We start from the raw sequence: 20,330 nt of genomic DNA on the forward strand, positions 1-20,330 counted from the left end.
ATGTGAATTTTCCTGCGCGCAAAAACTGGCTGGGGCGCGTGACGGAGCAGGTACACGCCCTCAACGGCATGGATCTCCGGATCCATCGCGGCGAAACGCTGGGCGTTGTGGGGGAATCCGGCTGTGGAAAGAGCACGCTGGCGCAACTGCTGATGGGCATGCTCAAACCGAGTACAGGTGCCTGTCAGCGCGCAAATGCGGCAGGCGGTATGCAGATGGTATTTCAGGACCCGCTCTCGTCCCTCGATCCGCGTTTACCCGTCTGGCGCATCATCACCGAGCCGGTGTGGATACAGCAACGCCGCAGCGAACGGGAGCGTCGTCAGCTGGCTGAGACGCTGGCGCAGCAGGTGGGCATTCGAGCAGAATATCTTGACCGCCTGCCGCATGCGTTTTCGGGCGGACAGCGCCAGCGCATCGCTATCGCCAGGGCGCTCTCTTCAGATCCTGACATCATCGTGCTGGATGAACCCACCAGCGCGCTGGATATTTCTGTCCAGGCGCAGATCCTCAATTTGCTGGTTGCCCTGCAACAGCAGCGAAATCTGACCTACGTACTGATCTCGCACAACGTCTCGGTGGTCCGGCACATGAGCGACCGGGTGGCAGTGATGTATCTGGGGCAGATCGTGGAGCTGGGTCCGGCGGACCAGGTGCTGAGTCAGCCGCGGCATCCGTATACGCAGCTGCTGCTTGACTCCGTTCCCCGTACCGGAGAACCGCTGGACGAAGATCTGGCATTACGCAAAACCGATCTTCCCGGTAATCGCCACCTGCCCGTTGGCTGCTACTTCCGCGACCGCTGCCCGCTGGCGATGCAGGGATGTGAACGGCCGCAGCCGCTTCAGCCCGCAGCCGAAGGCCGAAGCGTACGCTGCTGGCGTAACCGCTAGATTTGCGCCATCCCGCCATCGACAAACAGCTCCGTGGCGTTAATAAAGCTGGCGGCATCGGACGCCAGAAACGCCACGGCTTTCCCGACTTCGCCCGGCGCGCCCAGGCGACCCAGCGGTACCTGGGCCGCCAGCGCATCGTATAATCCCTGACGCTGTTCTTCGGGAACCAGATCGCCAAGACCGGGCGTTTTCACGGGGCCAGGGCTGACGACGTTGACGCGTATCCCGCGGCCCTGTAAGTCCAGCGCCCAGGAGCGGGCAAAGTTACGCACGGCGGCCTTACTGGCGCTGTAGACGCTAAAATTCGCCGTCCCCTTAATCGAAACCGTCGATCCGGTGAGGATAATGGATGAACCAGATGAGAGCAGCGGCAGCGCTTTCTGGACGGTGAACAGCACGCCGCGCACGTTGGTGGCAAAAATCCGGTCAAACTGCTCTTCGGTGATAGCGCCCAGCGGCAGCATGTCGCCGCCCCCGGCGTTGGCGAACAGAATATCGAGTCGTCCTTCTTCTTTAGCAATCTGCGCGTAAACCGCATCCAGATCGGCCATTCTGGAGACGTCCGCGCGGATAGCTACCGCCGCGGCGCCAATGTCTGCCCGGGCAGCATCCAGTTCGGCCTGACGACGTCCGGTGATATAGACCTTCGCTCCCTGCGCCGCCAGCTCCTGTGCCGTTGCGAGACCAATACCGGTGCTGCCACCGGTCACCAGAGCGATTTTTCCTGCAAGCGTTGTATTCATACTCATAACCTTTGTTGTGATGTAAAAGAGGAGCGTTTGCCCGCGTCAGGCAGACTTTAGACCTTGCGGGATTAGCGATAAACGGGCAAAAATGAAAATGAATTTTCACAGCAGGAAATAATCAGAGGAGATCTATGTGGATCAGCTAATGGCAATGCGTGCCTTTACGCGGGTGGTTGAATCCGGAAGCTTTACCCGAGCGGCAGACTCCCTGAACATGCCGATAGCCACGCTGAGCAAGCTGGTAAAATCACTTGAAGCGCACCTGGAAACACGGCTGCTGCATCGCACGACGCGCCGGGTGGTCACGGCATGGAATACTACGAGAAAGCGCTACGGGTATTAATTGATATAGAGGACATTGATACCGCCTTTCGCGCATCGTGCTGCACGCCCAAAGGCCATTTGCGTATTGACGTGGGGGGCTCAACCGCCCGGGACGTGCTGATCCCCCTGCTGCCGGATTTTTTTCAGCGCTACCCGGATCTGCGCATTAACCTGGGGGTAGCCGATCGTCCGGTAGATTTAATCAGCGGAAACGTGGACTGCGTGATCCGCGGCGGCCCGCTGGATGACTCTTCGCTTATCGCGCGGCATATCGGTGATGCCGGGATGATCGCCTGCGCGGCGCCGGGCTATCTTAAAGCTCACGGCATCCCTGCCTATCCGCAGGAGCTACGCAACGGCCATAAGCTGATTAGCTACCTTTCCCCGGTTACCGGACGCGCATTTCCGTTCCGCTTCCTTGACCGGGGTGAGCCCCTGGAGATCAGCGTTCCGCACCACCTTGGGGTCAATGAAAGCAACGCACATCTGGCCGCGGCGCTGGCGGGTTTAGGGATTATTCAGACGTTTGGCTATGCTGCGAGAGCGCATCTGGAAACGGGCGCGCTGGTAGAGATCCTGAGCGACTGGCGTCCTAAGGCGTATCCTTTTCACGTGGTCTATCCCCAGAGTCGGCATTTAACGCATCGCCTGAGAGTGTTTATTGCGTGGCTTGCCGAGGTTTTCCCTGCGGCAGTGAAAGGTTAGCCGGGCATTTGCCCGGCCTGATATCAGTTCAGTTTGTAATCCAGCGTGATTTCGGCTTTCAACAGCTGCGATACCGGACAACCCGCCTTCGCTTTCTGAATAATGCCGTCGAACTGCTGCGGATCGATACCCGGTACCGTCACCTTGCTTTGTAGCGCCACTTTGCTGATGGCAAAACCGCTGTCGGTTTTATCCAGCGAGACATCCGCCGTGGTATCGATGGAATCGGCAGTATAACCCGCTTCGCCCAGCATTAGCGACAGGGCCATAGAGAAACAGGCCGCGTGCGCTGCGCCAATCAGCTCTTCCGGGTTAGTCCCTTTTTCGCCCTCGAAGCGGGTGTTAAAGCCGTAAGGTTGCTGGTTAAGGACGCCACTCTCTGTTGAGACCGTCCCTTTGCCGCGTTTGATGTCGCCAGACCAGTGTGCTGAACCGTGCTTATGAATCGTCATTCTTGCTCTCCTTTTGGCTTACAAAGGGATAAGTATAGGACGCATAATCCATTTTGCAGGGAAGACAGACTAGTCCGAGCGCGTGGCAAGGTGGTTTGCAAGTGCATCCAGGAACACACGCTGCGCCGCAGGCTGATAGTCTCGCGACTGATAAATACCAAAAATACCGATCGGTTTTGGCGTAAAGGCGCCGAGCACCGGCACCAGGCTGCCCTGCCGTAGCGCCGCGTCGGCCTCGCGCTCGGGCAGCATGGCAATACCACAGTGGTTTATCGCCGCCTCCATCAGCAATGACGAGATACTGGCGCTGAGATTGCCGCTGACCGCCGTCGTGACCGACTCCCCTTCTGGCGTCAAAAAACGCCACGACTGACCGGCAAAAAAGCTGTAATGCAGGCAGTTGTGCCGGGATAAATCCTCCAGCTGCTCTGGAACGCCCCGACTGGCAAGGTAGTGCGGCGAGGCGCAAAGTACGGACCGACACTCTCCCAGTCGGCGGGCGATCATGCCCGGTTCAGGGTTATCGGTGATGCGGATCGCCACGTCAATTCGCTCGCCCACCAGACTTACCGGATGATTGTTAACATCCAGCTCAATGCGCAGCTGAGGGTAACGCTGCAACAGATCGGGCAGCACCGGAACGATAATATGCATCGCCGTAAAGTGCGCGCAGGCGACACGAAGCGTGCCTGAGGGTAAATCCTTCACTGACTGATCTTCAATTTCCTGAGAAATTTGCGAGAGCGTGCGGGTCTTTTGCAGGACCTTCTCCCCCGCCGCCGTCAGCGTCAGCTTGCGGGTGGAGCGGTTCACCAGCCGCGCCCCGGCCCACTTCTCCATTTGCTCCAGATAACGGCTCACCATCGGACGGGAGATCCCCAGCGCCCGCGCCGCCGCGCTTAAACTCCCCAGCTCACAGATGCGGTTGTACACCTGGGCGGCAATAACGCGATCCATTTTGACCTCCATTTGCTCGATTTATGAAACTAAGCATCTCCTGTTTCAGGAATTCTGGCAAATGAAGAGATCCGTACAATAGAGACTTTCCTGAAGAACAGAGACATGACCATGACTATCGCCCGCCTTGCTTTGCTGACAACCCTTTTCACTCCGGCCGTCTTTGCCGCGCCGTTGACCGTTGATACGTACAACCCGCAGGAAAAAGGCATTTTTGCCGTCTCATCCACCATGGTATCTGGGCCGAAAGAGGCAGTGCTGTTTGACGCGCAGTTCAGCGTGAAGGATGGCGAAGCGCTGGTAGAAAAAATTCGCCACAGCGGTAAAACGCTGAACAAAATCGTGATCACCTCCGGCGATCCGGATTTCTATTTCGGCCTGCAACCGCTGGTGAAAGCCTTCCCTAATGCCAAAGTTGTCGCCACGCAACAGGTGGTGGACCATATCAGGGCCACAAAAGACGCGAAGCTCGCCTTCTGGGGGCCACAGATGAAAGACGGCGCGCCGTCACAGCTCTACGTGCCGCAAGTGCTTGCCTCAACCACCTTTATGATTGATGGTGAAAGAGTGAATATTGAAGAGCCTGAGAGCTATGCGGCGTACGTCTGGATCCCATCCGCAAAAACCATCCTCGGCGGCACGGGCGTCTCGTGGGGTATTCACGTCTGGACGGCGGATACCCAAACGCCGGAAAGCCGCAAACAGTGGCAGCAGACGCTGGATAGCATGGCAGCCCTTAAGCCCGAACACGTTATTCCGGGCCACTACCTTGGGACACCGCCAGCGGGTACCGGCGCTATCGACTTTACCCGTCGCTATCTACATCAGTTTGAACAGGCCCTCATGACACATAAAGCGTCAACCGGCGTCATTAGCACGATGAAAAAACAGTGGCCGAATCTGGCGGAAGCCAGTTCGCTGGAATTGAGTGCCAAAGTGAATACCGGCGAAATGAAGTGGTAATATCCTGATTATCTCCTGCTATATTTAAATTTTTTATAGCAGGAGTTTACTATGCCATCGTCAGTAAGGGGCATCGACCATATCGGTATTACGGTGCCCGACATTGAAAAAGCCACCCTATTTTTTGAACGCGCTTTCGGCGCACAGGTTTTATATCATTCTGTCGATGCGGAAACCGATAATATTGATCAGGCCGCCCAGCAGCACACCTTAAAATTATTTCCCGGCACAAAAATTCACGCCATTCGCATGCTTGTTATGCCCCATGGACCCGGCATTGAACTTTTCGAAATGCATGGCCCTGAACAGGGAATGCCCGCCCGCGCCAGCGACTTTGGCCTCCAGCATTTTGCTGTTTATGTTGATGATTTTGATAAGGCGATAGCCGCTTTCACCGCTGCCGGCGGGGAGATGTTTACCGCGCCAAAGCCGCTCACGTTTCCGGATGAGCAAGGTGAAGGGAATGCTTTCTGCTATGGACAGACCCCCTGGGGCAGTATTGTGGAATTGATCTCCTGGCCGACGCCCATGCCTTATGAAAAAACGACAAATTTACGCCGCTGGAAACCCTGAATTTTATTTGTGTGCCAGGAGAGATGATATTTTTATTTCCAGGACGAATCTGAACCACAACGACGAAAATATTTGCCAATCTGAATGTGAATTACGATTTTGCACGCCGTAACATTAAACAGACAACGACACGGAGGCAGCATGTTTACTTATTACCCGGCACATACCACAGCAGCACAACCCGAACTCGTTAACGCGATTGCGCAGGGTCTTCAGGCAGAGCACGGTGTTGTTACCGAAGATGACATTTTGATGGAACTGACCAAGTGGGTGGAAGCCACAGACAATGACATCCTCAGTGACATCTACCAGCAAACCATCAACTATGTGGTCAGCGGGCAAAATGCACCTTTGTAAAAACCTGCTAAGCTGGATCAGCAACCTAAGGGGTTACATTTCGTTTGCGTGAGCAAACTTGTCCTTAAAACTATCAACGGGATTGAGGAGTTAAAATGAAATCGAACCGTCAGGCACGCCACATTCTGGGACTGAACTACAAGCTCTCTAACAAGCGTAAAGTGGTTATTGAGGAGGGTAGCGAAACGCAGGTTACCCACGCTACCGGCAGAAAACGCCCTTCCGGCAAGTAAGTTCCGGCACGATATTCACAACACCATCGGTAATCCCGATGGTGTTTTTGTTTATGTGTTGCGGTAATTAATATTCAGCTCCTTTATAATACCAACCGACCGCACCCCGTAGCACAGGCCAGAAAGATGACAAACAGCAGTGTCAGGGACGGATCTTCTTAAAAAGAGTGAGTGACATGGACAACAAACTGAAAAAACATCGTTCCCTTTATATTCCTTACGCCGGTCCGGTTTTACTGGAGTTTCCCCTTCTGAACAAAGGCAGCGCCTTTAGCATGGAAGAGCGCAGCAGCTTTAACCTGCTGGGCCTGCTGCCTGAAGTGGTTGAAACCATTGAAGAACAGGCGGAACGCGCCTGGATCCAGTATCAGGGTTTTAAAACCGAAATCGATAAGCACATCTACCTGCGTAATATCCAGGACACCAACGAAACCCTCTTCTACCGCCTGGTGCAGAACCATCTCGAAGAGATGATGCCCGTCATTTACACCCCAACCGTCGGCGCGGCATGTGAACGCTTCTCGGAGATCTACCGTCGTTCCCGCGGCGTGTTCATCTCTTATCAGAACCGTCACAACATGGATGACATTCTGCAAAACGTGCCGAACCACAACATCAAGGTGATCGTGGTAACCGATGGCGAACGTATTCTGGGCCTTGGCGACCAGGGCATTGGCGGGATGGGTATTCCCATCGGTAAGCTCTCGCTGTACACCGCCTGCGGCGGGATCAGCCCGGCCTACACCCTGCCGGTGGTCCTGGACGTGGGGACCAACAACCAGCAACTGCTGAACGATCCGCTGTACATGGGGTGGCGTCACCCGCGCATTACCGACGACGAGTACTATCAGTTTGTGGATGATTTCATCCAGGCCGTGAAGCACCGCTGGCCGGACGTGCTGTTGCAGTTCGAAGACTTCGCACAGAAAAACGCCATGCCGCTGCTGAACCGCTACCGCGATGAGATCTGCTCGTTCAACGATGACATTCAGGGCACTGCGGCAGTGACCGTCGGTACGCTGATTGCTGCGAGCCGTGCGGCAGGCAGCCAGCTTAGCTATCAGAAAATTGTCTTCCTGGGTGCAGGCTCCGCGGGCTGCGGCATCGCCGAGCAAATTATTGCCCAGACCCAGCGCGAAGGCTTAAGCGAAGAGCTCGCCCGCTCCCGCGTCTTTATGGTGGACCGTTTTGGCCTGCTGACCGACGGTATGCCAAACCTGCTCCCGTTCCAGACCAAACTGGTGCAGAAGCGCGAGAACCTGAAAAACTGGGATACGGATAACGAAGTGCTCTCGCTTCTTGACGTGGTGCGCAACGTGAAGCCGGATATTCTGATCGGCGTATCCGGGCAGACCGGCCTCTTCACGGAGGAGATTATTCGCGAGATGCATAAGCACTGCGAACGACCTATCGTGATGCCGCTATCGAACCCGACCTCACGCGTGGAGGCGACGCCGCAGGATATCATCGCCTGGACCGAAGGCAATGCGCTGGTCGCGACCGGCAGTCCGTTCGATCCGGTGGTGTGGAAGGACAAGCTCTACCCCATTGCGCAGTGCAATAACTCCTATATCTTCCCGGGTATTGGTCTGGGAGTGATCGCTTCCGGCGCGTCCCGCATCACCGACGAAATGCTGATGTCCGCGAGCGAAACGCTGGCAGGTCACTCACCACTGGTGAATAACGGTGAAGGCCTGGTACTGCCGGAGCTGAAAGACATTCATAAAGTGTCCCGCGCAATTGCCTTCGCGGTAGGCAAAATGGCGCAGCAGCAAGGCGTCGCGGTGAAAACCTCTGCCGATGCGTTGCAGCAGGCGATTGATGATAATTTCTGGATGCCGGAATACCGTAGCTATCGTCGTACTTCGATTTAAGCATCGCCCCTCACCCAGCCCTCTCCCCAAAGGGGAGAGGGTAAAACCGCACCGGACAGTCCCCTCGCCCCTTTGGGGAGAGGGTTAGGGTGAGGGGAATATACGGCACTTCCCACTAGCCAAACCCATTTTCCCCCGCTACACTCCCTTCATCCATTAACCTACTGAATATATAAGGAGGCCAATTATGCTGTACTGTGAAATTTTCAATGTTTCACATACATTTGGTGATCGCACCAGCTCAAGCGTTATCGGTATCGTGCTGCGATAACTTCCGCTTGAGCGAAGACACTAACCCCTGAAAACCCTTCTCTCGGGCTTACTGAGTTATCGTCAGCGATGTTTGACGAGGCATAAACATGCCTGTAACTCCTGGGTAAGCAACAATGAGCACTCTACTTACTGCACATTCTTTACGTGTTGATACCGCGTTTGGCACGCTCTTCGACTCTCTCTCCTTTACGTTGAAAAAAGGCGACCGCATTGGCCTGCTGGGTGATAACGGCTGCGGAAAAAGTACGCTGCTGAAAATCCTCGACGGAACGCAGTCCCCTGCTGCCGGAACCGTTTCACTGGCGGGACATTGCCTGCTGGCGCGCGTGGAACAACATCTGCCGGAGACCCTTTATCCCCTGACCATGCTGGATGCGGTGCTGGCGCAGCTGCCGACCGGTGAGCGCGACAGTCTTCGCTGGAAGGCCGAGACGCTGCTGGCCGGAATGGGCTTTACTACGCAGGAAACGGCGCTGCAATCCGCCACGCTGAGCGGCGGCCAGCATACGCGGTTGCTGCTGGCGCGGGCGTTGATAAGCGATCCGGATCTGCTGCTTCTGGACGAACCGAGCAACCACCTCGACCTGCCGACCCTGCTGTGGCTGGAGCAGTTTTTACAGAGCTGGTCCGGCAGCTTTGTGCTGGTTTCACACGACAGGCAACTGCTGGACGCGGTAACCAACGGCAGCTGGATCCTGCGCGATAAAACACTGCACTACTTCGCCCTTCCCTGCACTGCCGCCCGTCAGGCGCTGGAGGCGAAAGACGAAAGCGATGCGCTGCGGCATAAGGCAGAGCAAAAAGAGATCGACCGCGTCACGGCCAGCGCCAAACGCCTCGCGACCTGGGGCAAGGTCTACGACAACGAAGATCTCTCCCGTAAGGCTAAGCAGATGGAAAAACAGGTCGAACGGCTTAAAGAAAACCAGACGGAACTGACGGCGGGAAGCCCGTGGACCTTAACCCTGCGCGGGGACGCGCTTCGGGCCGACCGCCTGCTGGAAATAACCGACCTCGGCGTCCCCCCGGCGCCGGGTCTGCCAGACCTGTTTACCCTCGTCAGCGCGCGGCTGAAGAGCGGCGATCGCGTGGCGATTGTGGGTCGTAACGGCTGCGGAAAATCGTCGCTGCTGAAGCTTATCTGGCGACATTTTCGCGACGAGATCTCGGACGAGCGGCTTAAGCGTCATCCGCGCGTTTCACCCGGCTACTACGACCAGACGCTGCATCAGTTGCCAGACGATACGGCGCTGCTTGATGCGCTGGAGCCTTTCGCGCCAGATCCGCAGACCCGTAAAATGGCGCTCATCAGTGCCGGCTTCCCGTGGGCGCGGCACGGGCAAAAAGTCAGTACGCTGAGCGGCGGGGAACGTTCGCGCCTGCTGTTCGTCGGCCTGACCCTTGCCCGTTATAGCCTGCTGATGCTGGATGAACCGACCAACCACCTGGATATGGAGGGCAAAGAGGCGCTGGCGGAAACGCTGCAACAGTTTGAAGGCGGAGTGCTGCTGGTGAGCCACGATCGTCAGTTAATTAGCCAGTGCTGTAACCGCTTCTGGCTGATTGAGGACGGCAGGCTGAGCGAATGGCACGATGCGGAGGCGGTCTTTGAGCGCCTGCGTGAGGACGCCGGTCCGGCTGTACCTGAGGCATCGAACGCCGCATTGAAGGCACCCTCTTCAGCGTCAGACGATCTGCTCGAACGCCTTGTCGCCCTGGAAACGTTGCTGGAAGAAGATTTGGCGCGTAAGCCCAAACATCAAAAACCGCAGTTGCAGGCGCAATGGCGAAAAGAGATTGAGGAGATAGAAGCCCAACTGTAAGCCTGTACCCGGCGGTCATTACGCCGGGTCTTTTTTACGTCAGTGTTTTTCCCTACTGATTATTAGAGGATCGCCGTATTCTTAATCTGAAACTGAGCTAAATGATGACATTATGTTGCGGTTGCCTTGCATTACAGCGTCAAAGTATTAATCCTTAATGGGTATTACACCTGCTATGCAGATACTCATCATGAAAGGAGAAACACATGAAGGCTGCTGTTGTCACTCAGGATCATCAGGTTAATGTTACAGAGAAAACCTTACGCGCGCTTAAACATGGTGAAGCGCTGCTGAAGATGGAGTGCTGTGGCGTGTGCCATACCGATCTCCATGTTAAGAATGGCGATTTTGGCGACAAAACCGGGGTGATCCTCGGCCACGAAGGGATTGGTATCGTCAAAGAGATTGGTCCTGGCGTCACGTCGCTAAAAGTAGGCGACCGTGCAAGCGTGGCGTGGTTCTTTGAAGGCTGTGGCCACTGTGAATATTGTAATACCGGCAACGAAACGCTGTGCCGTGACGTGAAAAACGCGGGTTACTCCGTTGACGGCGGCATGGCGGAAGAGTGCATCGTAACCGCGGATTACGCGGTTAAAGTCCCGGACGGGCTGGACTCCGCGGCGGCCAGCAGCATCACCTGCGCCGGGGTCACCACCTACAAAGCGGTAAAAGTCTCTGACATCAAACCCGGCCAGTGGATTGCGATCTATGGCCTGGGCGGTCTGGGCAACCTCGCGCTGCAATACGCCAAAAATGTCTTCAATGCGAAGGTTATCGCCATTGACGTGAATGACGAGCAGCTGAAGCTCGCTGCCAGCATGGGCGCAGACTTAACCGTGAACTCTCGCAGTGAAGATGCGGCAAAAGTGATTCAGGAGAAAACCGGCGGTGCGCATGCGGCGGTGGTGACGGCAGTAGCGAAAGCGGCCTTCAACTCTGCCGTTGACGCGGTTCGCGCCGGAGGCCGCGTGGTGGCTGTTGGCCTGCCGCCGGAAGCGATGAGCCTGGATATTCCACGTCTGGTCCTGGATGGGATTCAGGTGGTGGGCTCTCTGGTGGGTACCCGTCAGGATCTGCTCGAAGCCTTCCAGTTTGCGGCTGAAGGTAAGGTGGTTCCGAAAGTCACGATGCGCCCATTGGAAGATATCAACGCTATCTTTAAAGAGATGGAACAGGGCCAGATCCGTGGCCGTATGGTGATTGATTTACGTTCTTAACCGCGGCGGCCGGGTAGCGGCTTTGCCCTGCCCGGCTTTTCACGTGGACGAACGGCGATCGGAAATCCACTCCTGAACCTCGATCTGGAACGTGTCCGGCGCTTTTCGATACATTTTCCGCGCCAGATCCAGGATAGTATGGCGCCCTAACTCCTCTTCCATCCGCTGCTGCGCGCTGTCCATGACCGAGCGCACCCCACACGGGCCGTCACAGACCCAGGCAGGTGGCGTTTCATCAAACACCGCCAGGCGCTGACGCACTTCCCGACACTCAAACATATTCTTCTCGCCGTCGATGGCGTGCGCCACGTCCAGCACGCTGATCAGCTCTGCCGGACGCGCCAGCCGGAAGCCTCCCCCTTTACCCTCGGTGCTGATGACCAGCCCCGCGCGTGATAAACGGGTGAAGATTTTTCCAAGATAGTCGTAGGGCACGCCCTGCAAGGCCGCCATCTCCCGGACGCTCATCTCACGTTCATTGCCTTTTGCATCCACCATACACATCAGGCTATGAATGCCATATTCCACACCAGAACTGTAAAACGCCATGGCTCACTCCGGGTCATTGTTCGCTGCATTATAACGATTTTTAACTCAGAAAGAAGTTGTCGTAGTTAACTCCGACAAGTATAGTGGCAGTTATGTCAGACATACAGCCTGACGCACTAAAGGATCGAGTATGAAAAAGCAGATTTTAATTGTGGGTAGTGGGTTTTCCGGTATGTGGGCTGCGGTCAGCGCCGCGCGCCTTTCTGCTCTGGAGGGTAACAATAGCCTCAGCATTGCCGTGCTGGCCCCTGTTGCGGAATTGCGCGTTCGCCCACGCTTTTATGAAGAGAACGTGTCGATGATGGTCGCACCTCTGACCGAACTGTTTGCTGAGCTGGGCATTACCTTTATTGCGGGCGAAGCACAACGTATTGATACCTCGTCTAAAACCGTTTTATATCGCGATTCAAACGGCGTGATTGCTGAAGTCGCCTGGGAACGTCTGATCCTCGCAACCGGTAGCCAGACTAAACGCCCCCCAATTGCCGGTCTGGCTGAATACGCCTTTGATATCGACCAACTCGACTCCGCCAGGTTATTCGAGCAACATCTTGATTCGCTGGTTTCGCGCCCCTCCACCCCGGAGCGTAATACCGTGGTCGTGTGTGGCGGCGGCTTTACCGGCATCGAGCTGGCAACGGAACTCCCTGCCCGGCTCCGCACTCGCTTCGGCGCCAATACAAAGACTAAAACAATCGTAGTTGAAAGGGGTGCAACCATTGGCGGGCGTTACAGCGAGGCGCTGAGAAACACCATTGAAGAAGCAAGCAGCGCGCTGGGCGTTGAATGGCGTTTAAACAGTGAAGTTGAAGCCATCGATGCCAGCGGCGTAACGCTGAAAAACGGAGAACGCATTGCCAGCGCCACTGTAGTGTGGACGGCAGGGGTAGAAGCTAACCCCCTCAGCCTGCAAATTGACGGGGAACGCGACACTCAGGGACGCCTTATCGTCACCGACACATTGCAGGTTCCTGCGCATCCGGAGGTTTACGCGACGGGTGATATGGCGCATGCCAAAACGGACGATGTGGGCAACACGGCGCTGATGACCTGCCAGCACGCGATCCAGTTGGGGAAATTCGCCGGACACAACGCGGCGGCCAGCCTGTTAAATGTGGAGCCGTACCCTTACCGTCAGGTGAACTACGTTACCTGTCTGGATTTGGGTAGCTGGGGCGCGGTATACACCGAGGGCTGGGACCAGCGCATTAAATCCGTGCGCGAGGAAGGCAAAAAGATCAAAGTTGCCATCACCAACGAACTGATTTACCCGCCAGCAGCAGACAAAGCGGTTGCTTTTGCCGCCGCTGACCCGCTGGCGAAATTCGTGTAGTCCACTCCACCACCCGCGACCAGCGGGCAACATGTGGAATCAGGCCAGCGCTCCTGCGTTGGCCTGACGCTTTTTGGCACATAAATAACCATACATCAACAGAGAGGTCATCGCTGAGAAGGATAAGATCGCTGCCGGCAGCGTGACATAACTCCAGCTAAAGCCGAGCGTAATCATCATTCCACCGAAATACGCGCCAATTGCGCTGCCGAGGTTAAACGCCATTTGTCCGCCTGCGGCCCCCAGCATCTCGCCGCCTTTCGCATTTTGCAGCAGCAGTATTTGCAGCGGCGCAGAGAGCGCAAACAGCCCGGCGCAGCACACGAATCCCATTACCAGTGAAGCTGTTTTAAGCTCGCCAAAGGCGAACAACGCCAGCAGCGAAGCCACAATCACCAGGTCGGTGGTGGCAGCAATGCGCAGCGGGCTAAAGCGCGACGACAGCTTGCCGCTGAAGACATTTCCCAGCACCATGCCCAGCCCCATCAGCATCATGATCGCGGTCATCACGCCCTCGGAAAAGCCTGACACGTTGACCATAAACGGCTTCACGAAGCTAAACCAGGCAAACACCCCGGCATTGCCAAACATCGTAGCGGCAAAAATCAACCACGGTTCCGGTTTCTTCAGGAAATGGAATTGTTCTGTCAGCCGGGTGGTTGTCGTGTCGTGAATGTCTGGCACCCACAGCAGAACAGACAGGATCACCAGCGCGTCAAAGACCGCAATCAAAAAGAAGGTGTAACGCCAGTTAAATTCATGTCCCAGCCACGTCCCGAGTGGTACGCCAAGCAGGTTGGCAACGGTCATCCCGGCAATCATCCCGGCCACAGCGACCGTCACTTTACCCGGCGGTGCGATTTTTGACAGGATTATCGCCCCCACGCCGAAAATCGCGCCATGCGGAAAACCAGAGATTAAGCGCCCCGCCGCCAGCCCCACGTAGGAGTCAGAGAAGGTAAAGAGTGTGTTACCAACGACGCACATCGCCACCAGAAACAGCAGCGTTGTTTTCAGCGAAAATTTGCTGGAGAACAGCGCCACAATCGGCGCGCCGATCACCACGCCAAAAGCGTAAAACGAAATCATATTTCCGGCAGAGGGAATCGAAATGCCCGTATCATGGGCCAGTTCTGTCAGCACGCCCATGATGCCAAATTCAGCCATCCCCAGACCAAAGGTAGCCAGTGCTAACGAAAAAATTGTCTTTTTCATACCGCGACCACTGTTAAAAAATACGCAGCGTGCATTATTGATTAAACTTGTATGGTGAACCAGTTCAAATCAGCTTTCTGACACATTAATCCATTCATTCAGGCCGATTACACGCTTAGTACGGCCTCGATCCCGCGACCGGACCCATAGGGAGACCCGCCATGGTCAGTAAGAAGAAAACCCGTGTTGTTGATGATGTCGTTAAAAACGCGCCGCTCAAAACCAAAACGTACGAGCAAGAGCTGCGCCGCCTCCATGTTGAACTGGTTAAGCTCCAGCAATGGGTGGTCGCCAAAGGGTTAAAAGTCTGTATTGTTTTTGAAGGGCGAGACGGCGCCGGTAAAGGCGGCGTCATCAAAGCCATCACCGAACGCGTCAGCCCCCGGGTGTTTCGCGTTGTTGCGTTACCGGCCCCCACCGATAAAGAGAAAAGTCAGCTCTATTTTCAGCGTTACGTTCCTCATCTGCCCTCTGCCGGGGAAATCGTTATTTTTGACCGCAGCTGGTACAACCGCGCGGGGGTGGAAAAAGTAATGGGTTTCTGTACTGAAGAGCAGACCGAAAAATTTCTTGATGGAACGCCGGTAATGGAAAAAGCGATGGTCGATGCCGGGATCATATTGTTGAAATACTGGCTTGAAGTAACGCCAAAAGAGCAGGAACGCCGCCTGCGCGATCGCATTAATGATGGTCGCAAGATCTGGAAGCTGTCTCCAATGGACATAAAATCTTTTAATCTGTGGGATGAATATACCCTCGCCCGTGACGCGATGTTTAAAGCGACCGACACCGCCTGGGCGCCGTGGTTTGTGGCGCGCTCAGAAGATAAAAAACGGGTGCGGCTGAATATTATTTCGCATCTGCTTTCACAGATCCCCTATAAAGAAATTCACGTAGACAAAGTGGATTTACCGAAACGCAAGATCGGCAAAGTGAAGCCTACAAAATATCCCTTCCGGTATATTGCAGAGCGATTTTGATACGGGGAAGCAGGCCAGCACAAGCGCAGCGCCGCCGGACAATGCCGACGGCGCAAGGTTTACTTCAACCCTTCCGAACTCTCTTTTTGCGCTTCAAGACGCTCAACGTCCCGGTACCAGCGCGGATGGTGTTTTTGCGCCCAGCGGCGGCTCACCTTCCCTTCAATCATGCCTTTAATCGATCCTTTCACCCAGAAGGCCATATACATATGGATCAGAATGGCGTGGATCAGAATAATGGCCGAGGTCGCGTGGATCAGCAGCGCATAACGCACTACCTGAATCGGGAAATAGTGCGCAAAATACGGACGCCAGATGATGACCCCGGTCACCAGCAGCACAAAAATCATGCTCATGATGGTCCAGAACATCATCTTCTGCCCGGCGTTGTATTTCCCCACCTTCGCGACTTTATGCTCGTTGCCTTTCAGAACCTCAACAATCCCTTTTAGCCACGGAATATCCTGCTTGTCAGGGATGTTGTGATGAACAAAACGCACGAACATAAACATCAGCACCACGAAAATCAGCACGCCGAAGAACGGATGCAGAATGCGCCCCATCTGCGGTGTCCCGAAGGTTTCCGTGAGCCACTGTAGCGTCGGGAAGAAGAACGATATGCCGGATACCGCCACCAGGAAGAAGCAGATGACTACCGTCCAGTGACAGGCGCGATCGACAAATTTTGTGCGCACTATCATTTTCGACTTACTCATGATGCTCCTCCTCGTCGTCATCCACCTCTTTATTCGGCCCGATACCGATGTAGTGATAAATCAGCCCGGCAAAGGTGGCGATAAAGCCCGCCGCTGAAAGCGGTTTAAGCGCCCCTTTCCACAGGTTGATTGATGTATCGATCGCCGGATCTTTCGGCAGATTATGATACAGCTCCGGCTGGTCATTGTGGTGCAGAACATACATGACGTGCGTGCCGCCCACGCCCTGCGGGTTATAAATCCCGGCCTTGTCATAGCCGCGCGCTTTGAGCTTATCCACCCGCTGCTGCGCCACTTCCAGCATCTCTTTTTTGGTGCCGAAGTGGATCGCCCCGGTAGGACAGGTCTTCACGCAGGCAGGCTCCTGGCCGACGCTGACGCGATCGACGCACAGGGTGCATTTATAGACCCGGTTATCCTCTTTATTGAGGCGCGGGATATTAAACGGACAACCCGCAATACAGTAACCGCAGCCGATGCAGTTATCCTGCTGGAAGTCGACGATCCCGTTGGCGTACTGAATGATTGCCCCGGCAGACGGGCATGCCTTCAGGCAGCCCGGATCTTCACAGTGCATACAGCCGTCTTTACGGATCAGCCACTCCAGCTTGCCGTTCTGGTCGGTTTCGCTAAAGCGCATCACCGTCCAGGACTTGGCGCTCAGATCAGCAGGATTGTCATAGACCCCTACGCAGTGCCCCACCTCGTCGCGGATATCGTTCCACTCCGAGCAGGCCACCTGGCAGGCCTTACAGCCCACGCAGGAAGAGACATCGATCAGCTTGGCGACTTCTGCCTTGTAGTCCCTCGCACGAGGCGCGGGCGTTATCGGGTTGGTCGCGGAGCGTTTAATAATGTCTTGTGTTTCCATCGCCATTTAATCGCTCCTTACGCTTTCTCGATGTTGACCAGAAACGCTTTATACTCCGGCGTTTGCGAGTTGGAATCGCCGACGTTTGGCGTCAGGGTATTGGCGATGTAGCCTTTCTGCGCTACCCCTTCAAAGCCCCAGTGCAGTGGTATGCCCACCGTTTCCACCTGCTGGCCGTGCACGTTCAGCGTTTGCAGACGACGGGTGACCACCGCCACCGCGCGAATAAAGCCGCGCTTGCTGCTGACCTTCACGCGATCGCCATTGGCAATGCCTTTCGCCTTCGCCAGGGTTTCGCTTATCTCCACAAACTGTTCCGGCTGCGCGATGGCGTTAAGCCGCGCGTGCTTGGTCCAGGTATGGAAATGCTCGGTCAGGCGGTAAGTAGTGCCGACATACGGGAACTTGTCTTTTTTACCTAAACGCAGCACGTCGTCTTCGTAGATGCGTACCACCGGGCTTGACACCACGTTCGGGTGCAACGGGTTAGTGCCGAGCGGCGTTTCCATCGGCTCGTAGTGTTCAGGGAACGGCCCTTCCGCCAGTTTGTCGATAGCAAACAGACGTCCCAGCCCTTCCGGCTGCATGATAAACGGCCCGGTGTTGCTACCCGGCGCGGCGGTGTTGAAGTCCGGGATATCGTTCCCCGTCCACTTCGTGCCGTTCCACTCGATCAGCATGCGTTTCGGATCCCACGGCTTACCGTTCACGTCTGCGGAGGCACGGTTGTACAGTACTCGGCGGTTTAACGGCCACGCCCATGCCCAGCCCAGGGTGTTACCCAGGCCTGACGGATCGGCGTTATCGCGGTTGGCCATCTGGTTACCCTGCTCAGTCCAGCTGCCGGTGTAGATCCAGCAGGACGAGGCGGTGGTACCGTCGTCACGCAACAGCGCGAAGCTATTGAGCAACTGGCCTTTCTTCGCCACCAGATTGCCGTTGGCATCGTACAGGTCGGCCAGCGCCACGCCGTTGTTCTCTTTTGCCACCTCTTCGGACTCAGGATGATCCGGCTGCTTGTAGTTCCAGCTCATCTTCAGCAGCGGCTCAGCGCCTTTGCCGCCTTCCGTGCGGTACATCTCGCGCAGACGATGGTAAATCCCGGCCAGAATTTCGCCGTCATTACGCGCTTCACCCGGCGCATCCTGACCTTTCCAGTGCCACTGTAGCCAGCGGCCAGAGTTGGCAATAGAACCGTCCTCTTCCGCAAAGCAGGTCGATGGCAGGCGGAACACCTCCGTCTGAATGGATGCCGGATCGACATCGTTTGATTCACCGTGGTTCTGCCAGAACGTAGACGTTTCGGTGACCAGCGGATCGATAACCACCATGTACTTCAGCTTGCTCAGGCTGCGAACGACTTTGTTTTTATCCGGGAATGACGCCACCGGGTTAAAGCCCTGGCAGATATACCCCGTGACGTCGCCCTTATCCATCATGTTGAAATACTTGATGACATCGTAAGCCTGGTCCCATTTCGGCAACCACTCAAAGCCCCAGTCATTCTCTTTCTGCGCCGCGTCGCCGTAGAACGATTTCATCAGACTGACGGCAAACTTCGGATAGTTACTCCAGTAGTTCACCTGGTCCGGACGCGTCGCTTTTGGCGTGTTGGCGTCAAGCCAGCTTTGCCAGTCGGTCTGCTTCTCGGACGGCAGGGTCAGGTAACCCGGCAGGCTGGTCGACAGCAGGCCGAGGTCGGTTAAGCCCTGAATGTTAGAGTGCCCGCGCAGGGCGTTCACGCCGCCACCGGCCATCCCCATGTTGCCGAGCAGCAGCTGGATCATCGCCATGGTGCGAATGTTCTGCGCGCCCACGGTATGCTGCGTCCAGCCCAGCGCGTACAGGAACGTGGTGGTTCTGTCGGCGGCACTGGTGGAGGCCAGCACTTCACACACTTTCAGGAAGTCCGCTTTTGGCGTACCGCAGATGTTTTCCACCACGTCCGGCGTATAGCGGGAAACGTGCTGTTTCAGCAGGTTCCACACGCAGCGCGGATCGCTCAGGGTCTCATCGCGCTTCGCGTAGCCGTTTTCGTCGAACTGATAGTTCCAGGATGATTTATCGTACTGACGTTTCTCGGCGTCATAGCCGCTGAACAGACCATCTTCGAAGGCGAAATCTTCCCGCACCAGCAGGCTGGCATTGGTGTAATGCTTAACGTATTCCGCGTTAATCTTATTGTTTTCGATCAGGTACAACAGCACGCCGGAAAGGAACGTAATATCCGTACCGGAGCGGATCGGCGCATAGATATCAGCCACCGATGCCGTACGCGTAAAGCGTGGATCGACGACAATCAGCGTCGCATCGTTGTTGTTTTTCGCTTCCATCGCCCAGCGGAACCCCACCGGATGGGCTTCAGCGGCGTTACCGCCCATAACCACCACGACGTTTGCGTTTTTGATATCAACCCAGTGGTTGGTCATCGCACCGCGACCAAATGTTGGAGCAAGACTTGCTACCGTTGGTCCGTGTCAGACGCGCGCCTGGTTATCAACCGCCAGCATGCCGAGGGAGCGCACAAATTTTTGCGTCAGCATGCCGGTCTCATTACTTGCCGCAGAGGCACACAGCATCCCGGTGGAGGTCCAGCGGTTTACCGTGATGCCCTGCTCGTTCTTCTCAATAAAATTGGCGTCGCGATCCGCTTTCATCAGTTTTGCAATTCGGGAGAAAGCGTCGTCCCAGGAGATACGCTGCCATTTGTCAGACCCCGGCGCACGATATTCCGGGTAGCGCAGACGGTTTTCACTGTGGACGTAGTCCAGCAGCCCCGCCCCTTTCGGGCAAAGCGCCCCGCGGCTCACCGGATGGTCCGGGTCCCCTTCAATATGATAAATCGCTTCTTTGGCGTTCTTCGCGCCATCACCCAGGCTATACATTAATAGCCCACAACCCACGGAGCAGTATGTGCAGGTGTTACGGATCTCTTTCGCGCGCAGCAGTTTATAGTTGCGTGCCTGAGCCAGCGCCATTTTGGGAGCGAATCCCAGCATCGCGGCTGTTGTTCCGGCCATACCGCCCGCGCAGATTTTAAAAAATTGTCTGCGGCTGACGTCCATTGTTGTCCTCTTTATCTGATAAGACTTCGCGCGGCAAACTAACAGCAAAGCCCCTTTTTTTATTGCGTCAAATCAAGGTCGCTATACTTAGCCCCCCAAATAGTCACCGCTGGTACGATTTGCTACTCTTTTCGGGGTATCTCCCCAGTAGAAAATTCGCCAGGTGTAGCGGATAGATGCTATAAGTTTTCCCTTTGATTTTTTGAAG

18 protein-coding genes and 2 pseudogenes are annotated in these 20,330 nt (G+C 55.7%); 12 read left to right on the top strand and 8 right to left on the bottom strand.

From position 1 onward, the window contains the following. Positions 1 to 68 precede the first annotated feature (68 nt). A pseudogene (locus tag BFV63_RS11335) lies at positions 69 to 869 on the top strand (ABC transporter ATP-binding protein); the annotation flags it as partial. Continuing rightward, positions 826 to 936: a hypothetical protein gene (locus BFV63_RS23585; protein WP_349861263.1), complete on the top strand. Its 111-nt coding sequence runs from the start codon at positions 826 to 828 to the stop codon at positions 934 to 936. The pseudogene BFV63_RS11335 and the gene BFV63_RS23585, both read left to right, overlap by 44 nt. Here the strand turns inward: BFV63_RS23585 and BFV63_RS11340 are convergent. After that, on the bottom strand, positions 890 to 1,639 hold the full coding sequence (locus BFV63_RS11340; protein WP_003857073.1) for an SDR family oxidoreductase: 750 nt from the start codon (positions 1,637 to 1,639) through the stop codon (positions 890 to 892). The genes BFV63_RS23585 and BFV63_RS11340 overlap by 47 nt on opposite strands. A gap of 136 nt (positions 1,640 to 1,775) precedes the next feature. On the opposite strand from BFV63_RS11340, the pseudogene BFV63_RS11345 reads away from it, so the two are divergent. Then, a pseudogene (locus BFV63_RS11345) lies at positions 1,776 to 2,671 on the top strand (LysR family transcriptional regulator). A 23-nt stretch (positions 2,672 to 2,694) separates the two neighbouring features. On the opposite strand, the gene BFV63_RS11350 reads toward BFV63_RS11345, so the two are convergent. Together BFV63_RS11350 and BFV63_RS11355 are read right to left on the bottom strand one after the other, a co-directional pair. Continuing rightward, positions 2,695 to 3,123, bottom strand: a complete 429-nt coding sequence (locus BFV63_RS11350) for an OsmC family protein (RefSeq protein ID WP_003857069.1) — start codon at positions 3,121 to 3,123, stop codon at positions 2,695 to 2,697. 69 nt (positions 3,124 to 3,192) lie between these two features. Then, positions 3,193 to 4,080 (bottom strand): LysR family transcriptional regulator, encoded by an 888-nt coding sequence (locus tag BFV63_RS11355; RefSeq protein WP_023314180.1) that lies wholly within the window; start codon positions 4,078 to 4,080, stop codon positions 3,193 to 3,195. Between the two features lie 111 nt (positions 4,081 to 4,191). Between BFV63_RS11355 and BFV63_RS11360 the strand changes: the two genes are divergently transcribed. The 7 genes from BFV63_RS11360 (at position 4,192) to adhP (ending at position 11,393) form a co-directional block, all read left to right on the top strand. Further along, a complete protein-coding gene (locus BFV63_RS11360; protein WP_022651225.1) occupies positions 4,192 to 5,043 on the top strand; it encodes a Vmh family MBL fold metallo-hydrolase in 852 nt (283 codons plus the stop codon). Positions 5,044 to 5,094: 51 nt separating this feature from the next. Then, entirely contained in the window at positions 5,095 to 5,616 is a 522-nt protein-coding gene (locus BFV63_RS11365) for a VOC family protein (RefSeq protein WP_003857065.1), read from the top strand. Positions 5,617 to 5,757: 141 nt separating this feature from the next. Further along, positions 5,758 to 5,973 carry a biofilm-dependent modulation protein gene (bdm, locus tag BFV63_RS11370; RefSeq protein WP_003857061.1) on the top strand — a complete coding sequence of 72 codons (216 nt, stop codon included), beginning with the start codon at positions 5,758 to 5,760 and terminating at the stop codon, positions 5,971 to 5,973. Positions 5,974 to 6,068: 95 nt separating this feature from the next. Then, positions 6,069 to 6,206, top strand: a complete 138-nt coding sequence (gene sra, locus BFV63_RS11375) for a stationary-phase-induced ribosome-associated protein (RefSeq protein ID WP_003857059.1) — start codon at positions 6,069 to 6,071, stop codon at positions 6,204 to 6,206. Positions 6,207 to 6,382: 176 nt separating this feature from the next. Next, a complete protein-coding gene (locus tag BFV63_RS11380; protein ID WP_003857058.1) occupies positions 6,383 to 8,080 on the top strand; it encodes an NAD-dependent malic enzyme in 1,698 nt (565 codons plus the stop codon). A 386-nt stretch (positions 8,081 to 8,466) separates the two neighbouring features. Then, complete coding sequence (locus tag BFV63_RS11385; protein ID WP_048240743.1) at positions 8,467 to 10,176, top strand: ABC-F family ATP-binding cassette domain-containing protein; 1,710 nt, start codon at positions 8,467 to 8,469, stop codon at positions 10,174 to 10,176. A gap of 206 nt (positions 10,177 to 10,382) precedes the next feature. Beyond that, the gene (adhP, locus tag BFV63_RS11390; protein ID WP_023314184.1) at positions 10,383 to 11,393 is read left to right on the top strand and encodes an alcohol dehydrogenase AdhP; all 1,011 of its coding nucleotides are present in this window, start codon (positions 10,383 to 10,385) and stop codon (positions 11,391 to 11,393) included. Positions 11,394 to 11,432: 39 nt separating this feature from the next. On the opposite strand, the gene BFV63_RS11395 is transcribed toward adhP, so the two are convergent. Then, complete coding sequence (locus BFV63_RS11395) at positions 11,433 to 11,942, bottom strand: RrF2 family transcriptional regulator (protein ID WP_015570482.1); 510 nt, start codon at positions 11,940 to 11,942, stop codon at positions 11,433 to 11,435. 130 nt (positions 11,943 to 12,072) lie between these two features. On the opposite strand from BFV63_RS11395, the gene BFV63_RS11400 reads away from it, so the two are divergent. Beyond that, positions 12,073 to 13,275: an NAD(P)/FAD-dependent oxidoreductase gene (locus BFV63_RS11400; protein WP_048240741.1), complete on the top strand. Its 1,203-nt coding sequence runs from the start codon at positions 12,073 to 12,075 to the stop codon at positions 13,273 to 13,275. Positions 13,276 to 13,314: 39 nt separating this feature from the next. On the opposite strand, the gene araJ is transcribed toward BFV63_RS11400, so the two are convergent. Beyond that, on the bottom strand, positions 13,315 to 14,490 hold the full coding sequence (gene araJ, locus BFV63_RS11405; RefSeq protein WP_003857053.1) for an MFS transporter AraJ: 1,176 nt from the start codon (positions 14,488 to 14,490) through the stop codon (positions 13,315 to 13,317). Between the two features lie 161 nt (positions 14,491 to 14,651). Here araJ and ppk2 point away from each other — a divergent pair, with 161 nt between their 5' ends. Continuing rightward, a complete protein-coding gene (gene ppk2, locus BFV63_RS11410) occupies positions 14,652 to 15,470 on the top strand; it encodes a polyphosphate kinase 2 (RefSeq protein ID WP_023314186.1) in 819 nt (272 codons plus the stop codon). Positions 15,471 to 15,529: 59 nt separating this feature from the next. Here the strand turns inward: ppk2 and fdnI are convergent, their stop codons facing one another. The 3 genes from fdnI to fdnG are packed head-to-tail and all read right to left on the bottom strand — an operon-like array spanning position 15,530 to position 20,122. Then, positions 15,530 to 16,186 (bottom strand): formate dehydrogenase-N subunit gamma, encoded by a 657-nt coding sequence (fdnI, locus tag BFV63_RS11415; protein WP_003857050.1) that lies wholly within the window; start codon positions 16,184 to 16,186, stop codon positions 15,530 to 15,532. After that, positions 16,179 to 17,063 carry a formate dehydrogenase subunit beta gene (gene fdxH, locus BFV63_RS11420; protein WP_003857048.1) on the bottom strand — a complete coding sequence of 295 codons (885 nt, stop codon included), beginning with the start codon at positions 17,061 to 17,063 and terminating at the stop codon, positions 16,179 to 16,181. Before fdxH ends, fdnI begins: the two co-directional genes overlap by 8 nt. Before the next feature lie 11 nt (positions 17,064 to 17,074). Continuing rightward, positions 17,075 to 20,122 carry a formate dehydrogenase-N subunit alpha gene (gene fdnG / locus BFV63_RS11425; protein WP_086528405.1) on the bottom strand — a complete coding sequence of 1,016 codons (3,048 nt, stop codon included), beginning with the start codon at positions 20,120 to 20,122 and terminating at the stop codon, positions 17,075 to 17,077. Between the last annotated feature and the right edge of the window lie 208 nt (positions 20,123 to 20,330).

It is taken from the genome of Enterobacter hormaechei subsp. xiangfangensis, assembly GCF_001729785.1.
Taxonomy (GTDB): domain Bacteria; phylum Pseudomonadota; class Gammaproteobacteria; order Enterobacterales; family Enterobacteriaceae; genus Enterobacter; species Enterobacter hormaechei_C.

Bases quoted from the DNA above. Each gene is read 5' to 3' on its own strand.
- BFV63_RS11365 (WP_003857065.1), top strand. From the start codon at position 5,095: ATGCCATCGTCAGTAAGGGGCATCGACCATATCGGTATTACGGTGCCC.
- BFV63_RS11340 (WP_003857073.1), bottom strand. From the start codon at position 1,639: ATGAATACAACGCTTGCAGGAAAAATCGCTCTGGTGACCGGTGGCAGC.
- ppk2 (WP_023314186.1), top strand. From the start codon at position 14,652: ATGGTCAGTAAGAAGAAAACCCGTGTTGTTGATGATGTCGTTAAAAAC.
- BFV63_RS11355 (WP_023314180.1), bottom strand. From the start codon at position 4,080: ATGGATCGCGTTATTGCCGCCCAGGTGTACAACCGCATCTGTGAGCTG.
- sra (WP_003857059.1), top strand. From the start codon at position 6,069: ATGAAATCGAACCGTCAGGCACGCCACATTCTGGGACTGAACTACAAG.
- BFV63_RS11380 (WP_003857058.1), top strand. From the start codon at position 6,383: ATGGACAACAAACTGAAAAAACATCGTTCCCTTTATATTCCTTACGCC.
- fdxH (WP_003857048.1), bottom strand. From the start codon at position 17,063: ATGGCGATGGAAACACAAGACATTATTAAACGCTCCGCGACCAACCCG.
- BFV63_RS11385 (WP_048240743.1), top strand. From the start codon at position 8,467: ATGAGCACTCTACTTACTGCACATTCTTTACGTGTTGATACCGCGTTT.
- BFV63_RS11400 (WP_048240741.1), top strand. From the start codon at position 12,073: ATGAAAAAGCAGATTTTAATTGTGGGTAGTGGGTTTTCCGGTATGTGG.
- bdm (WP_003857061.1), top strand. From the start codon at position 5,758: ATGTTTACTTATTACCCGGCACATACCACAGCAGCACAACCCGAACTC.
- BFV63_RS11395 (WP_015570482.1), bottom strand. From the start codon at position 11,942: ATGGCGTTTTACAGTTCTGGTGTGGAATATGGCATTCATAGCCTGATG.
- araJ (WP_003857053.1), bottom strand. From the start codon at position 14,490: ATGAAAAAGACAATTTTTTCGTTAGCACTGGCTACCTTTGGTCTGGGG.
- BFV63_RS11350 (WP_003857069.1), bottom strand. From the start codon at position 3,123: ATGACGATTCATAAGCACGGTTCAGCACACTGGTCTGGCGACATCAAA.
- BFV63_RS11360 (WP_022651225.1), top strand. From the start codon at position 4,192: ATGACTATCGCCCGCCTTGCTTTGCTGACAACCCTTTTCACTCCGGCC.
- adhP (WP_023314184.1), top strand. From the start codon at position 10,383: ATGAAGGCTGCTGTTGTCACTCAGGATCATCAGGTTAATGTTACAGAG.
- fdnI (WP_003857050.1), bottom strand. From the start codon at position 16,186: ATGAGTAAGTCGAAAATGATAGTGCGCACAAAATTTGTCGATCGCGCC.